Source organism: Candidatus Merdisoma sp. JLR.KK006 (genome assembly GCF_036941035.1).
GTDB lineage: Bacteria > Bacillota > Clostridia > Lachnospirales > Lachnospiraceae > Laedolimicola.
The window spans coordinates 60,101-74,832 of sequence record NZ_JAYMNS010000011.1 but is presented as its reverse complement, the minus strand read 5'-3'; the positions used below and the strand labels follow the sequence as shown (position 1 = coordinate 74,832).

15 protein-coding genes are annotated in these 14,732 nt (G+C 44.6%); all 15 read left to right on the top strand.

Annotated elements, in window-relative coordinates:
* The 15 genes from VSQ61_RS10860 to VSQ61_RS10790 all read left to right on the top strand — a co-directional run bounded on the left by VSQ61_RS10860 (position 1) and on the right by VSQ61_RS10790 (position 14,730).
* On the top strand, positions 1 to 123 hold the full coding sequence (locus tag VSQ61_RS10860) for a hypothetical protein (RefSeq protein WP_334344449.1): 123 nt from the start codon (positions 1 to 3) through the stop codon (positions 121 to 123).
* 50 nt (positions 124 to 173) lie between these two features.
* Positions 174 to 674, top strand: coding sequence for an HD domain-containing protein (locus VSQ61_RS10855; protein WP_334344448.1), 501 nt, complete (start codon positions 174 to 176; stop codon positions 672 to 674).
* A 12-nt stretch (positions 675 to 686) separates the two neighbouring features.
* Complete coding sequence (locus tag VSQ61_RS10850) at positions 687 to 1,292, top strand: SIS domain-containing protein (RefSeq protein WP_334344447.1); 606 nt, start codon at positions 687 to 689, stop codon at positions 1,290 to 1,292.
* A 17-nt stretch (positions 1,293 to 1,309) separates the two neighbouring features.
* A complete protein-coding gene (gene hxlB, locus VSQ61_RS10845) occupies positions 1,310 to 1,855 on the top strand; it encodes a 6-phospho-3-hexuloisomerase (protein ID WP_334344446.1) in 546 nt (181 codons plus the stop codon).
* Positions 1,856 to 1,928: 73 nt separating this feature from the next.
* Positions 1,929 to 2,522, top strand: a complete 594-nt coding sequence (locus tag VSQ61_RS10840; RefSeq protein ID WP_334344445.1) for an SIS domain-containing protein — start codon at positions 1,929 to 1,931, stop codon at positions 2,520 to 2,522.
* Between the two features lie 190 nt (positions 2,523 to 2,712).
* Entirely contained in the window at positions 2,713 to 3,702 is a 990-nt protein-coding gene (gene lplA / locus VSQ61_RS10835) for a lipoate--protein ligase (RefSeq protein ID WP_334344444.1), read from the top strand.
* A 396-nt stretch (positions 3,703 to 4,098) separates the two neighbouring features.
* Complete coding sequence (gene mreB / locus VSQ61_RS10830; RefSeq protein WP_172544402.1) at positions 4,099 to 5,091, top strand: rod shape-determining protein MreB; 993 nt, start codon at positions 4,099 to 4,101, stop codon at positions 5,089 to 5,091.
* 50 nt (positions 5,092 to 5,141) lie between these two features.
* Positions 5,142 to 7,376, top strand: a complete 2,235-nt coding sequence (gene recD2, locus VSQ61_RS10825) for an SF1B family DNA helicase RecD2 (protein WP_334344443.1) — start codon at positions 5,142 to 5,144, stop codon at positions 7,374 to 7,376.
* Positions 7,312 to 8,043: a ComF family protein gene (locus tag VSQ61_RS10820; protein ID WP_334344442.1), complete on the top strand. Its 732-nt coding sequence runs from the start codon at positions 7,312 to 7,314 to the stop codon at positions 8,041 to 8,043. Before recD2 ends, VSQ61_RS10820 begins: the two co-directional genes overlap by 65 nt.
* A 72-nt stretch (positions 8,044 to 8,115) precedes the next feature.
* Positions 8,116 to 8,547 carry a hypothetical protein gene (locus tag VSQ61_RS10815; protein WP_334344441.1) on the top strand — a complete coding sequence of 144 codons (432 nt, stop codon included), beginning with the start codon at positions 8,116 to 8,118 and terminating at the stop codon, positions 8,545 to 8,547.
* Positions 8,544 to 9,584, top strand: coding sequence for a hypothetical protein (locus tag VSQ61_RS10810; RefSeq protein ID WP_334344440.1), 1,041 nt, complete (start codon positions 8,544 to 8,546; stop codon positions 9,582 to 9,584). The genes VSQ61_RS10815 and VSQ61_RS10810 overlap by 4 nt, the downstream gene beginning before the upstream one ends.
* 44 nt (positions 9,585 to 9,628) lie before the next feature.
* Positions 9,629 to 10,516 carry a diadenylate cyclase CdaA gene (gene cdaA / locus VSQ61_RS10805; RefSeq protein ID WP_334344439.1) on the top strand — a complete coding sequence of 296 codons (888 nt, stop codon included), beginning with the start codon at positions 9,629 to 9,631 and terminating at the stop codon, positions 10,514 to 10,516.
* Positions 10,503 to 11,771: a CdaR family protein gene (locus VSQ61_RS10800; RefSeq protein ID WP_334344438.1), complete on the top strand. Its 1,269-nt coding sequence runs from the start codon at positions 10,503 to 10,505 to the stop codon at positions 11,769 to 11,771. Before cdaA ends, VSQ61_RS10800 begins: the two co-directional genes overlap by 14 nt.
* Positions 11,772 to 11,816: 45 nt before the next feature.
* Positions 11,817 to 12,080, top strand: a complete 264-nt coding sequence (locus VSQ61_RS10795; protein WP_334344437.1) for an HPr family phosphocarrier protein — start codon at positions 11,817 to 11,819, stop codon at positions 12,078 to 12,080.
* Positions 12,073 to 14,730, top strand: coding sequence for a DUF2142 domain-containing protein (locus VSQ61_RS10790; protein ID WP_334344436.1), 2,658 nt, complete (start codon positions 12,073 to 12,075; stop codon positions 14,728 to 14,730). Before VSQ61_RS10795 ends, VSQ61_RS10790 begins: the two co-directional genes overlap by 8 nt.
* Positions 14,731 to 14,732: the final 2 nt, after the last annotated feature.

Genomic DNA, 14,732 nt, shown 5'->3' with positions numbered 1-14,732 from the left:
ATGGGATGTTTGGATGGAAAGGCGGCTCTGATTACAGGAGAGACATTGGCTGTGGATGGCGGATGCATGCAGATTCGTATGCCGGAGAAGCTTTACGAAGCGCCGATTAAATTAGAACAGTAGTACCCATGGGTCTTGCCTGGGTGAGGTAGAACTGGAATGGAGATCCGATTATGAATGAAGAGAGACAGACAAAGCTACTGGAAGCAATGATGGAATTTGACGGAGGCAATCCACTGCGGATTCAGCATTTTCTGAAGGTCTGGAGCTTTGCCCGACAGATCGGAAAGATGGAGGGGCTTGACCTTAGGATACAGGAGATTTTGGAGACAGCAGCTATTGTCCATGACATTGGAATTAAAACGTCGATGGAAAAATATGGGGATTGCGTGGGGAAACATCAAGAGGCAGAGGGGCCGCCTCTGGCGGAAGAGATGCTGACAGGGCTTGGGTATGAGAGAGCCTTTGTGGATCGTGTTGCTTGGCTGGTTGGCCATCATCATACATATAGTAATGTAGAAGAACTGGATCACCGGATCCTTTTAGAGGCAGATTTTCTGGTGAATTCCTATGAAAGCAGTGAAAGCACAGAGGCTATCCGGGCATTTATGTGGAATGTATTTCGAACGCCCTCAGGGATACGACTTTTGAAGTTACAGTGGGGACTGGATTGAAAGGAGTAAGATATGGAGCGAAAAGAACGGTTAAAAAAGGCTATGAAAGATGAGGCGGAAGTGCTCAGCAGAAATGCAGAGCGGATTGATTATGAGATAATGTCAAAGATTACTGACATTTTGGGATCTGTTAAAAGGAAAGGAAAAAAAGTGGTTCTGGCAGGCTGTGGCACAGCTGGTCAGGCGGCCAAGCGGATCGCCCATACTCTGTGTGTAGTGGAAGTCCCATCTTTCTTTCTCTCCCCGGCAGATTCCATCCACGGCGGAATGGGAGTTATGCAGGAGGGAGATGTGCTGATCCTAATCAGCAAGAGCGGAAATACTCAGGAAATTCTCAACTATCTTCCGGCAGCTCAGAAGAAAGGCTTAACTGTCATTGGGGTGACCGAGAATGAGAGCTCGAAGCTGGGGCGGGCAGCAGATATAGTATTGAAGATCAAAATCGATCGGGAACCGGACTGCTGGGGACTTGTCTCTTCAGCGAGTACCTTGGCATTTATCTCAGCTTTTGACGCCATGGCTTTCGCAATCATGGAAGAGAACGGCTATACCAAAGAAGAATTTTATCTTATTCATACCGGTGGCGGCGTGGGAGATATTCTCAGGAAAGAGTTGTAGGAAAGGGACCAGCCATTATGTTTCATGAGGAGATTCTGGAAGAGCTTAAAATAACTCTTTCAGGCATAAAGAAAGAAGAGATTTTTGGATTGGAAGAGGAACTGCAGAAAGCGGAGCGGATATTTTGTGATGGTTTAGGAAGAAGCGGGCTGTTTTGCCGGGCTTTTGCTATGCGTTTGATGCATCTGGGAATGAGTTGCTTTTATGTAGGGGATACGATGACGCCGGCCATTGAACGAGGAGATTTGCTGTTGATTTGCAGTGGGTCAGGTGGAACAGAGACACTTATCTCCCATGGGAAAAAAGCAAAAAAGAGTGGCGCAAGAATAGCGCTTGTCACAGGGAATGAAATTTCTCATCTTGGAGAGTTAGCAGATGTTCGGGTTCTTATTAAGGCACCTCAAAAGAACGAGGCAAAGAGGGGAAAGAAAACGGTACTTCCCATGGGCTCGCTTTTTGAAGATTCGATTTCTCTGTTGTTTGAGAGCCTTGTTTTGGATCTGATGGAACAAAGAAATGAAACGGGGCAATCCATGTTCCAAAGGCATGCGAATCTGGAATAAAAATTTGGATTTAGGACAAATGCTGTGATTATGTTACTGTAATTATCAATTATTTTAAGGGTAGAAATGATTTATGGATAATAAATATTTAAAAAAAACCTTTGCTATTGAAGCCGAATGCCTAAAGAAAGGAGCAGAGGTGGTCAATGAAGAGCAATTTGTTAAGGCAGTAGAACTGCTGAAGGATGCGGAACGAATCGGAGCTTCAGGATGTGGCCATTCGGGAATTGCTTGCCGTCATTTTGCGCATTTGATGTGTTGCATAGAACGGCCGGCCCGTTTTATCTCCCCGGCAGAAGCAGTACATGGAGGAAGCGGGTATCTGAAAAAAAGCGATGTGATGTTGTTTGTATCCAGAGGCGGAAAGACGAAGGAGCTGCTTCCTGTTCTGGATATCTGTAAGAAAAAGGGGGTATATGTAATTACCATAACAGAGAATGAGAAATCTCCTCTTGCAAAAGGAGCTGATGCGGTTTTAAAACAGTATATTAACCGGGAGACTGACAAATATAACAGCCAGGGAACCACCAGCACTACTTCTGCTTGTGTGATATTCCATGCGCTTCAGGCAGCATTGATAGAGGAAACAAGCTTTCAAAACGAAAGCTTTGCTTTGATACATCCGGGGGGAGCTGTGGGTGAGCGCTTAGAAGGTTTGTATAAATAATATCATAGAAGCTAAAGGGAACTGTGAAAAGGTTCTACGAAAGGGACGGGGAAAATAAGGTAGCCCCTCCCTTTTTTAGGTGAGCTATATCCTTTTGGATTTTCTGTTTGCTTTAAAAACTTGAAAACCATTGCTTCTTTTTTTATTTTGGACTACAATGAAAAAAATGCACAAAAGGAGAACTGACATCATGAGCAACTATTTCATTCAAACGTATACATGGAACCCTTGGCACAATCTGGCCGTTGAAAAATATCTTTCCACTCAGATCAAAAAAGGAGATGTGATCCTCTACCTGTGGCAGAACGAACGCACAGTAGTAATAGGAAGAAACCAAAATGCCATTCGGGAATGCAGGGCACAGCTTTTGGAAGAGGAAGGGGGATGCCTTGCCAGAAGAACCACCGGCGGCGGAGCCGTATATCACGATCTTGGCAACCTCTGCTTTACCTTTCTGGCATCTCCTGAGGTCTATAATCTCGAAAAACAGCTTCAGGTGATACAGGCGGCCTGCCGGAGATTTGGTGTTGAGACCCAATTCTCAGGAAGAAATGATATTATAACAGAAGACGGATTTAAGTTTTCCGGCAATGCATTTTCGAAAACTTCTCAGTGCAGCATTCAGCACGGAACCATTATGGTTAATGTGGATGTATCCCAGCTTGGACGTTATCTGACCCCTTCTAAGGATAAGATGAAGGCAAAAGGCGTTAAGTCCGTACAGTCCAGGGTCTGCAATCTCAAGGACCTGAATCCGGAGGTTACTACGGATGCCATGCGCCAGGCGCTGAAAGAGAGCTTTGAGGAAGTGTATGGAAGCTTCGAGGAATTAAACACTAAAATACTGGATAATTCCCAGGTGGAAGATACCTATGAACTCTATTCCTCCTGGGAGTGGAAGTTTGGAAAGTCCCCGGAGTGTGAGACCAGCTACAGCAGGCGCTTTGATTGGGGAGAGCTGGAAGTGTATTTGAAGCTGAATGCCATGCATATTAGTGAAATCATGGTTTTCTCCGATATGCTGGATGTGGAGCTTCCCGGACTTATTGAGCAGCTTCTGACCGGAAAACGCTATGATATGGAAGACGTTGATTTGGAGAAAGAGCTGCCTGATTGCACAGAAGAACGAAAAGAAAGGCTTTATGAAGTAGTTAAATGGCTGAGGGAACTGAGAGATTAAAGCCATTAACAGGGCTATTCGGCGTGGTTTCAGCCTGTTTCCGGACAAAATGAGGAAAGATCCCCTTAAGAATTGCTTAAATTTCCATATCCCCAAAAAAAACGCTTTTCTTTTTAGAAATTATTGTATATAATATAGGTTACGCAAGAGCGGCCTTTATCCCAAGGAAAACGGCGATAACTCAGGTGTAAGGCTTAAAATCAGCAGGTATGCAGTATTAGATTGATTGAGTTATGAGAAAAAATATGGGACAGGCTGGAAAGCTTTGAAGTTAAACTTTCAAATTTACCTGGATGGTACAGTAATTGTGTCAGAAATAGGAAAAAATGAATAACACTAGACAATTCGGAAAAGAATGAAACATAGAGAGAATAGAGCGAAAGGGGATATGGAATCATGGCTGGAACAGATATTGGAATTGACCTGGGTACTGCGAGTATGCTTGTATTTATAAATGGAAAGGGCGTTGTGTTAAAGGAGCCCTCCGTAGTAGCTTTTGACAGAGATACAAATAAGATTCGTGCTATTGGCGAGGAGGCTCGCCTGATGCTGGGAAGAACTCCCGGCAATATTGTGGCGGTTCGTCCCCTGCGCCAGGGTGTTATTTCTGATTACACCGTAACTGAGAAGATGCTTAAGTACTTTATTCAGAAGGCTATGGGCAAGAAGACCTTTCGTAAGCCCAGAATTGCAGTCTGTGTGCCCAGTGGTGTTACTGAGGTGGAGAAGAAAGCGGTTGAGGATGCGACCTATCAGGCAGGAGCCAGAGAAGTATTAATTATAGAAGAACCTATTGCGGCAGCGATTGGAGCCGGAATTGATATTTCCAGGCCCTGCGGCAATATGATTGTAGATATTGGCGGAGGAACCAGCGATATTGCTGTAATTTCTTTGGGGGGGACAGTAGTCAGCACGTCGGTTAAGGTGGCCGGAGATGACTTTGACGAGGCCATTGTCCGTTATATGCGTAAAAAGCATAATCTGCTTATTGGTGAGCGGACTGCAGAGGATATCAAGATTAAGGTAGGGACTTGTTTTCCGCGGGCAGAAGTGGATCGAATGGATGTCCGGGGACGAAATCTGGTAACAGGACTTCCCAAGACGGTGGAAGTAACCTCTGAGGATACGGAAGAAGCACTTCGGGAGACTACCATGCAGATTGTGGAGGCAGTACACAGTGTATTGGAGAAGACTCCCCCTGAGCTGGCGGCAGATATTGCTGACCGGGGCATTGTCCTTACGGGCGGCGGTGCGTTGCTGCGGGGATTGGAGGAACTTCTGGAAGAGAAAACCGGCATCAACACAATGACTGCAGAGGATTCCATGAAGTGTGTGGCAATCGGTACCGGCAAGTTTGTAGAGTTTATGTCAGGAAAGAGAGACGAGTAGAAAAGAGGGGCATGACGGCTCAGTCCGTCCTGCCTTTTTTTGGGAGTTATATGAAACTGGAAGGTTATGTAGAGCATATCGTTTATCGAAATGAGGAAAATGGGTATTCGGTTCTGAATCTGGTATCAGAGGGACAGGAAATTACAGTGGTGGGAAGTTTTCACTATATCAGTGAGGGAGAACTTCTGGAACTGACAGGCGGCTATACAGAGCATCCCTTATATGGAGAGCAGTTTCAGGCAGAAAGCTTCGAAGTGAAGGCGCCCAAAGATGTAATGGCCATAGAGCGATATCTGGGCAGCGGTGCGATAAAAGGCATTGGGGCAGCCCTTGCGGCCCGTATCGTGCGCCGGTTTGGGAAAGACACCTTCTCAATTTTGGAGAGAGAACCGGAGCGTCTTGCAGAGATCAAAGGAATCAGTGAAAAGAAGGCAAGAGAGATTGGAGAGCAGATGGAGGAAAAGCGGGAGCTTCGCCAGGCCATGATGTTTCTTCAGGAATATGGAATTTCTGTGAACCTATCTGTAAAGATTTACCAGAAATATGGACAGGAAATTTATCGCATGATAAAAGAGAATCCGTATCGTCTGGCGGATGAGATGGAGGGCATCGGATTTCGAACCGCAGATGAGATTGCAAAACTGGTAGGTATACGGGAAGATTCGGATTTTCGAATACGAAGCGGAATTCTCTACATACTGCTTCAAGGAGCAGCAGAAGGCCATACCTGTCTTCCGCGTTCCCTGTTGCTTTCCAGAACAGTGGAGCTTTTGGGCGGTGTTTCTATAGAAGCAGTGGAAAAGCACTTGATGGATCTGAGCATTGATCGCCGCCTGGTGCAAAAGCAGCTTCCAGGAGCGAATGGAGAATGCCGGCCCTTTATCTATGCTTCATCTTACTATCACAGTGAGCTTGCTGTGGCCGCTATGCTGCATCAGCTGAAGCTTTCTTTGGAAGTAATGGGGAGTGAGATTCAGACAAGATTAAGCAAGGTGGAAGAACAGGCATCTATCGCTTTGGACGAGCATCAAAGGGAGGCAGTAGCAGCAGCCGTGCAAAACGGCCTGCTGATCCTCACAGGAGGCCCCGGAACGGGAAAAACGACCACTATCAATGCGATGATTAAATATTTTGAACTGGAAGGACTGGATATCTTTCTGGCAGCGCCCACCGGACGTGCAGCCAAACGGATGACAGAGGCTACCGGCTGTGAAGCGCAGACTATTCATCGAATGCTGGAGCTTTCCGGAGGTCCGGAGAATTCTGCAGGTCGGGCTATGTTTGCAAGGAATGAGGAGAATCCTCTGGAGGCTGATGTTATTATCATTGATGAGATGTCCATGGTAGATCTCCACTTAATGCAGGCATTGCTGAAAGCTGTGATTCCCGGAACCAGATTGATTTTAGTGGGAGATGTAAACCAGCTTCCCAGTGTAGGCCCGGGCAGCGTTTTACAGGATATTATCCGCTCCAAAGCATTTCCGGTAGTGCGTCTGACCCGGATCTTCCGTCAGGCGGCCCAGAGCGACATTATAGTGAATGCTCATAAAATAAACAGGGGAGAGCAAGTGACTTTGGATAACAAGAGCAGAGATTTTTTCTTCCTCAAGCGTCAGGATCCTAATGTGATTTTGCGTGTGGTGTTGGCACTGGTTCAGGAAAAAATGCCCAAATATGTTCATGCACAGATCTCAGATATCCAGGTACTGACACCCATGCGCAAAGGGGCTCTGGGTGTGGAAAATCTAAATCAGGTGCTCCAGCGTTATCTAAATCCGGCTTCTCAGAATAAGGAAGAAAAAGAACATGGAAAAGGCCTTTTTCGGGTTGGTGATAAGGTGATGCAGATCCGAAATAATTACCAGTTGGAATGGGAGGTTCGCAACCGATTCGGCATCGCAGCGGATCGTGGACTGGGCGTGTTCAATGGTGATATGGGAATTATCCGTTCCATTAATACTTTTGCGGAAGAACTGACGGTGGAGTTTGATGAGGGGCGTATGGTATCCTATCCTTTTAAGCAGTTGGATGAGCTGGAACTGGCCTATGCCATAACTGTACATAAATCTCAGGGGAGTGAGTATCCGGCTGTAGTGATTCCTCTGCTGACAGGTCCAAGGCCTTTGATGAACAGAAACCTTCTGTATACAGCAGTAACAAGAGCACGCTCCTGCGTAACCCTGGTAGGAAGCGCAGAGGTATTTCAGATGATGGTGGAGAATGAGACGGAGCAAAAACGGTATACAGGTCTTTCGGAGATTATTAAATCTTATCTATCCCCGTAGATGTCCGGTGTGTGACGACATTGTAGGAGGGGGAAAATTGATTTGCGAGCCCTGCCGGCTGAGGCTGCACCCATTGACAGAGCCTCTCTGCAAAAGGTGCGGAAAACCCTTAAGCGCTGTGGAAGCAGAATATTGTCCGGACTGTGGGCGAAAAAAGCATCTCTACACCAGAGGAAGGGCGGCATTGGAATACGATTCGGTTATGAGGGAATCAATCAGCCGCTTTAAGTATAAAAACCGTAGAGAGTATGGAGACTTTTATGTACAGGAGCTTTTGGATACCTGTGGCATGGCAGTACGTTCCTGGGACGTGGATTTGCTGATTCCGATTCCCCTTCATAAAAGCCGCAGAAGAAAACGGGGCTTTAATCAGGCTGAACTGATTGCAAGAAAGCTTGGCAGGGAGCTTGGAATTCCCGTGTCCGTAAAGAGTTTGCTGCGGACAAAAAAGACAAGTCCCCAAAAAGAGCTAAATGATCAGGAACGCAGAAATAATCTGAAAAATGCTTTTTACGCAGTTGATTACCATGTGAAATTTAAGAAAATTCTATTAATTGACGATATTTATACAACAGGAAGTACTATTGATGCCGCCGCTGCCGTCCTTTTGGAGAGTGGTGCGGAAAAAGTTTATTTTTTAAGTATATCTATTGGAAGAGGTTATTAAATGTGGTATACTATACAGATAATCAATAAGCGGAAAAGAGTTGCACTGAGGAGTAAGTTAAAGAGGTGACTTATGCTAAACGAAGAGAAAATCAGGCTTATGACAAAAGCGGCGGTATTTGAAGCTGGTGAGGGAAAAAAGGCTTTGGCCATGAATAAGTATTTTCGGGGAGACTATATCAGCATCAACCTGATTGCATCCTGGATCTCATATACGATAGTATTTGCCATTTGCTTAGCTGCCTGGGCTTTCTATCATATGGAAGAACTGATGGAGAATATCAACACCATGGATCTGCCGGCTATGGGAAAACAGTTTGTGTTTCTTTATTTGGGACTTTTGGCTGTTTATCAATTGATTCATTATGTGATATATCATATACGCTATCAGAAAAATCGCAGGCGGCTTGCTGCCTATCAGCAGATTCTTAAGCAGATTTCCCACATTTATCAGGTGGAGTCCAAAGGCAGCAGCGATTTTGTAGGAGGAGCAAAAGAAAAATGACAACCTTACTGGAACTGAGAGAAAAGATCAAAATATTTATGGGAAAATATGATGTTTACATCATTCCTTTGCTGAAGTTCTTGCTGGCGCTGATAGCATTTCTGCTGATTAATGGAAATGTAGGATTTATGGAGCGGGCGAAGAATCCGTCTATTTCCCTGATTCTTGCTTTGATGTGTTCATTTTTACCAGTGAATCTGATTGCAGTATTTGGCGGAATATTGATTCTGGCCCATGCATATGCTTTGTCACTGGAGTTTTTTGGAATTGCATTTGTCATAATTCTGCTTATGGTTTTACTGTTCTTTCGGACAGCGCCCCAATATGGGTATCTTTTGATTGTGATGCCTCTGGCTTTTATGCTGAAGGTGCCGTATGTGGTACCCCTTGCCATGGGACTGGTGGGAGCGCCTGCGGCAGCTATACCAGTGGCTTGCGGAACGGTTGTGTATTACTTACTGCATTATATGAAGCTGAACACAACTATGCTTAGCGGGACGGAAAGTGAGTCCATGCAGCAGAAGATCACATATCTTATCGACAATGTTGTCCGAAACAGAGAGATGATGTTAATGGCTGTGGCTTTTGCATTGACGCTTCTGATTGTATATGTTGTTCGACGCATGTCTATTGATTATGCATGGACAATTGCCATCGGAACAGGGGCAGTAGCGGATTTTGTGGTTTTGCTGCTTGGAAGTATGGTTATGGGCGTTTCTTTGAAATTAGTGCCGGTGCTGGTTGGGAGCATTGTATCTGCCGGGTTAGCCATTTTACTTCAGCTTGCGGTGTTTAGTATGGACTATTCCCGAACGGAATATGTGCAGTTTGAGGATGATGAGTATTATTACTATGTAAAAGCAGTTCCCAAGCTGACCATTGCCGTTCCGGAGAAAAGAGTGAAAAAAATAAGTCCCCAGAAGAAACAAAGTACGGTAAAAAAGAAGCCGGCTCCTGCAAAAAGGCCAGCTGAGCATAATCGTACAGAGACAAGAGAGCGTTTGCACACAGAACCCAGAGAACGGATACGCAGATAGATTAGGAAAGGTTCCATAACAAGAAAGGACAAGGGGGCAGCAGAATGCAGAATTCCATAACGGATCTGATTGGCAAGTACATGAAAACATTGGACTCCTTGCAGATTCGAAAAACTGATGTGGTAGAAGTAATTATCCTGGCGTTTCTGCTTTATCAGGTTATGGTTTGGATAAAAAGAACAAGGGCTTGGGCTTTGCTGAAGGGATTTTCAGTGCTCTTGATTTTTATCTTTTTAGCATGGGCATTTCAGTTAAATACAATTCTTTGGCTGGCTCAGAATGTGTTCAGTTTAGGTATAACTGCATTGATTATCGTATTTCAGCCGGAGCTTAGAAGAGCTCTGGAGCAGCTGGGGCAGCAGAATATCCTAAATTCCGTGTTCAGCTTGGACAATTCTAAGGAAGAAAGCGCCAGATTCAGTGATAAGACTGTGAATGAACTGATTAAAGCTGTCTACGAAATGGCCAAGGTGAAGACAGGCGCCTTGATTGTAATTGAGAAAAATACGCCTCTTCATGAGTATGAGAGAACAGGAATTACTTTGGATTCTCTTCTGAGCAGTCAGCTTTTGATTAATATTTTTGAGCACAATACGCCGCTCCATGACGGAGCAATTATTGTAAGGGGAGACAGAGTAGTTTCTGCAACCTGCTATCTTCCTCTTTCGGATAATATGTTTCTCAGTAAGGAATTGGGTACAAGGCATCGGGCGGCAGTAGGTGTCAGTGAAGTTACAGATTCTATCACGATTGTTGTGTCAGAAGAGACAGGAAAGGTATCTGTTGCATCCGATGGCAAACTGATGCGGGATGTAAAAGAGGATGAGCTAAGAGAGCAGCTGATTGAGGCACAAAATAAGTCTCAGGATACAGGCAGATTTAAGTTATGGAAAGGACGGGTGAAGAAGCGTGAGAAAAATGCTGACAAATAACCTGGGTCTGAAGCTCCTTTCTATAATTGCGGCAGTGATGCTCTGGCTGATTATTGTGAGCATTGATGATCCGGTGATATACCAGGATTTTTCAGGTATCCGTGTTACCATGCTGAATGAGGATACGGTGACACACAAGGATAAGGTTTATCGTATTGAAGACAACAGCGATATTATCAGTATTCGCGTTCAGGCTAAACGCTCAGTAGTGGAAAAGCTTTCGGCAGAGGACTTTACAGCTACAGCCGATATGGAGAAGAATATTAAGCTTGACAATCTTGTAGGTATTGAAGTGACTTGTAATAGCCGAAAGGTGAGGACTTCTGATATTTTAAATATTACCAAGAGCAGGGAAAATGTAGTCATCCGCATTGAGGATGCCTCCAGCGAGCAGTTTAATGTGGTGGTGAATGAGACTGGCCAGGAGGGTGAGGGCTATATGGTCGGAACAGCTGTGCCGGAACAAAGCCTGATTCAGATTAGCGGACCTGCCTCTGTGATTGAAGAGATTCGCAGGGTAGAGGTGGATCTGAACAAGACAGGCTTTACTACCGATCAGATAAAGAACTGCGAGATTAAAATATATGATAATGCCAACAATCCAATTGATACCACTTATCTGGAATATAACGGAAAGACTACAGGCATGAATGTTCATGTGACCATGTATAAGAAAAAGATTGTTCGTATTCGAGTGGATTATACAGGAACACCAGAGCAGGGCTATAGCTTTAAGGAGCTTACCTTCAAGCCGGAAACCTTGGAGATTGCCGGAACCACGGAGGATATTGCAGACTTAAGAGAGATTACCATACCGGGCGAGGCGGTGAACATAGACGGAATCACAGAAGATACCCAGATAAATGTGGATGTAACAAAATATCTGCCGGAGAATATTCGTCTGGCGGATGAGAAGGACGCTTCTGTAGCTGTGGAGATAACACTGGAGAAAAAGCAGGGCAAGACAGTGCGGATTCCGGTAGAAGATATTGAACTTGAGAATGTGCCCCGGGGACTGGAAGTAGATTTTGATAAACTTAAAGAAGTAGAAATTATTGTAATGGGCACCAGTGCAGAGCTGACAGAATTGGATGAAAATGAAGTTTCTGTAAGCATGAATTTGGAGGGATATTCCAGAGCTGGAACCTATACCAAGGCTCTTGATGTGGAGGTTCCAGATGTGTACAGTTTGATGCAGGAGACACAGGTGGAATTCAGGCTGGTTAAGCGCACTTCCACCGGAAGCAACAGATAATTTTGGTAATTGATGAAAGACAAATCAAAAATGGGAGGTTTTCATATGGTAAGTCAGAAGGTAGTTATTCAAAATCCTACGGGACTGCACTTAAGGCCGGCAGGGATTCTCTGTAAAACGGCAATGCAGTTTAAGGCGCTGATCACCTTTACATTTGAGAATACGACGGCAAATGCAAAGAGTGTGTTGAGCGTACTGGGAGCCTGCGTTAAGTCTGGAGATGAGATAGAGATCATCTGTGAGGGTGTGGACGAGACAGCGGCTTTGGCAGCCATGGTAGAAGCTGTGGAGAGCGGCCTTGGTGAATAGAAAAAAATGGGCAATAGGGTATGTAGTTCTCTGCATGCTCTATTTCGCTGTGTCTGTTTTTCTGCCTCATGACAGACTGGATCCCAGAGGGCTTGCAGGAATTGGGAAGCCTTCTTTAAAATTAAAAACACAAGAGATTACAAATGATACAGAATTGAAATTTGAGTATGATGCGGACGAGCAGGCGCTGAATCAGATTTCTTTTTATTTTACAGATAATGGATATGTATTTACCCAAGGAGAAATTCAGATTGAGGCTTATGACAGTCGGACAGGGGAACTGCTGGCCAGTCAGACCCATTGCATGGCAGATCTGAAGGTAGAAGCCTTTTTGGGGGTATCTTTTGAGAAGGAGCCAAAGGGAAAGACTCTGGATATCGTGATCACAGGCCGGGGACTGAAGGAAGGTCCATCCATCTGGTTAAATACGGAGAGCAGGACTCAGGGCAATTCTTATGAGAATGGCCAGGCTCTGGAAAACAATCTTATCTATAATGCTATATATCGGATACAGGTTCACTATGTTAAAAATCCGTTTTTGACCACTTTGATGCTTCTGATTCTGGGAGGCATGTTCTTTCTGCTGTCAGGAAAGGGAAACGAAGCCCGGGTGCAGGAAAAGCCAAAGAGAATGGCAGGAATCCTTGGAGAGAGAATCAAGGGTTTTTGTCAGAAATATCGTTTGTGGATTGGAATGGGATTTCTCTTATTCCTTGTGGCGCTTATTTTCTTTTATGTGTACGATGGACAAGTCAGGAAGGCTATGAACAGTACCCATAGAGTTGTTGTCATGCGCGATAATAACATGCTTTTACCAGTGACACAGCAAACAAGGGAATTGGTGCAGTATTATACCACAGAAGAGGATACTTTGGTTGGCTTAGGCATTCGGATGGATCTGTCAGAGGACTTTGTTCCGGAAGGAAGTATTCAGGCACAGGTGAGAGATATTACAGAGGGAGAATTGCTCTGCGAGACGGTAATAGGAGCGGATTCTCTGCTTGATGGACAGTATATGGGCTTGATTTTTCAGCATACCCAGAGCAATATTCAGGGACATACTTATGAGGTGCGTCTGGAATTTTCTGAGGAACTGCTGGGAAGCGGACTTTCTGTGATTGTTACGCCGGAGGGATATTATGAGGAAAATGCTCTGTATATCAATGGAGAAGAGAGTGCAAGTCGTTTGAGCATGAATGCTCATACTTACTTTAATATCTTTTTGAAAAAGTATTTCTTTGTTATGTTCCTGTTTTTCGAAGCAATGAGTGCAGGCTTTTATTACCTGGCATTTATCCGAAGATGCAGAGTGGAGAAGGTTTTTCTCTTTACTATATTGTGCCTGGGTGTCATTTATAACTTTATTTTAACTCCTTATATGACACCGGATGAAAAGTATCATATTGATATGTCCTATCGGCATTCCAATACGCTTCTTGGAATTGATCAAATCGGAGAAAGCAGATGCCTGAAAAGAGCAGATGATGCAGAGATGGAATTTACCTCTGAGCCCAGTCTGACGAATTATAAGAATATCTATGACGGACTGTTTTCGCTTGTACAGGATGGGCAATTGGTAGAAGCAGATGCTACGGCTAATACAGAAGCGCCGATGATTCTCTATCTGCCTGCAGTACTTGGTATGACTCTTGCCCGTCTATTGCATCTGGGAACCGTGCCCATGCTGTTAATAGCCAGATGGTGCAGTCTGCTGTTTTTTGCCTGCATGGTTTATTTGGGGATGAAGAAGCTGCCCTTCGGAAAAATGACACTGTTTTTACTTGCGATCTTGCCTATGAACTTGCAGCAGTGCACGTCTTTTTCTTATGATGCAGTGATTACTGGCACAATTTTGCTGTATAGCTGTTATTGTATTGCTTTGGCTTATAATGATGAGCCAGTGAAACCGAAGGATATTCTGGTTATGGGTATTCTGGGAATTGTGTTTATCTATGGAAAAAGCGGAATTTATCTGCCGATGTGTCTGTTGGCTCTTCTGATTCCTGCAAAAAAGTTCGGCGGCAGACGGATACAGGGAATTTGTATGGCAGGGCTTTTCATTCTTCCTGTGTTAAGCTTCCTGAATAAAAATACAGTGGCAGTCAACTACATTGCCACTACCACAGAAGCCACTGCAACTGTAGGCTCTTCTACCACGGCAGGTTATACCATTGGTTATTTTTTACAGCAGCCTTTGGAGCTGGTACGGATATTGGCCAATACAGTCAGTGATAAGACGGCTTTTTATCTGGAATCATTGGCAGGTCAAAAGATGGGGTGGGTGGAGATAGAGATCTCCCAAGTCATTCCCATGCTCTTTTTATTGCTTTTGATCCTTTCGATTATAAAGACAAGAGAAGAACCTTTCTATGTAAAGAGCTGGCATAAATGGTGGATTGCATTCGTCTGTCTGGCATGTACCGGGATCATTCTGGCTGGTATGCTGCTGACTTGGACGCCAAAGGATTATATTTCCATTGAGGGTGTGCAGGGACGCTATTTTATTCCTTTTATGCTGGCCTTGTCCCTCGCTGGCCGCAACAGTTGTCTGATGTACGAAAAGCCTATTGACAGGGGACTGATGTATGCGGGCTTTATAGGGCAGTTATTGACAGTGATGTATCTTATCAAAGCAGTACTGATATTGTAGGA

Coding starts and splice junctions, on each gene's coding strand:
- VSQ61_RS10800 (WP_334344438.1), top strand. CDS start 10,503: ATGCTGACAAATAACCTGGGTCTGAAGCTCCTTTCTATAATTGCGGCA.
- VSQ61_RS10855 (WP_334344448.1), top strand. CDS start 174: ATGAATGAAGAGAGACAGACAAAGCTACTGGAAGCAATGATGGAATTT.
- VSQ61_RS10810 (WP_334344440.1), top strand. CDS start 8,544: ATGACAACCTTACTGGAACTGAGAGAAAAGATCAAAATATTTATGGGA.
- lplA (WP_334344444.1), top strand. CDS start 2,713: ATGAGCAACTATTTCATTCAAACGTATACATGGAACCCTTGGCACAAT.
- cdaA (WP_334344439.1), top strand. CDS start 9,629: ATGCAGAATTCCATAACGGATCTGATTGGCAAGTACATGAAAACATTG.
- recD2 (WP_334344443.1), top strand. CDS start 5,142: ATGAAACTGGAAGGTTATGTAGAGCATATCGTTTATCGAAATGAGGAA.
- hxlB (WP_334344446.1), top strand. CDS start 1,310: ATGTTTCATGAGGAGATTCTGGAAGAGCTTAAAATAACTCTTTCAGGC.
- VSQ61_RS10840 (WP_334344445.1), top strand. CDS start 1,929: ATGGATAATAAATATTTAAAAAAAACCTTTGCTATTGAAGCCGAATGC.
- VSQ61_RS10820 (WP_334344442.1), top strand. CDS start 7,312: ATGAGACGGAGCAAAAACGGTATACAGGTCTTTCGGAGATTATTAAAT.
- VSQ61_RS10860 (WP_334344449.1), top strand. CDS start 1: ATGGGATGTTTGGATGGAAAGGCGGCTCTGATTACAGGAGAGACATTG.
- VSQ61_RS10815 (WP_334344441.1), top strand. CDS start 8,116: ATGCTAAACGAAGAGAAAATCAGGCTTATGACAAAAGCGGCGGTATTT.
- VSQ61_RS10850 (WP_334344447.1), top strand. CDS start 687: ATGGAGCGAAAAGAACGGTTAAAAAAGGCTATGAAAGATGAGGCGGAA.
- VSQ61_RS10795 (WP_334344437.1), top strand. CDS start 11,817: ATGGTAAGTCAGAAGGTAGTTATTCAAAATCCTACGGGACTGCACTTA.
- mreB (WP_172544402.1), top strand. CDS start 4,099: ATGGCTGGAACAGATATTGGAATTGACCTGGGTACTGCGAGTATGCTT.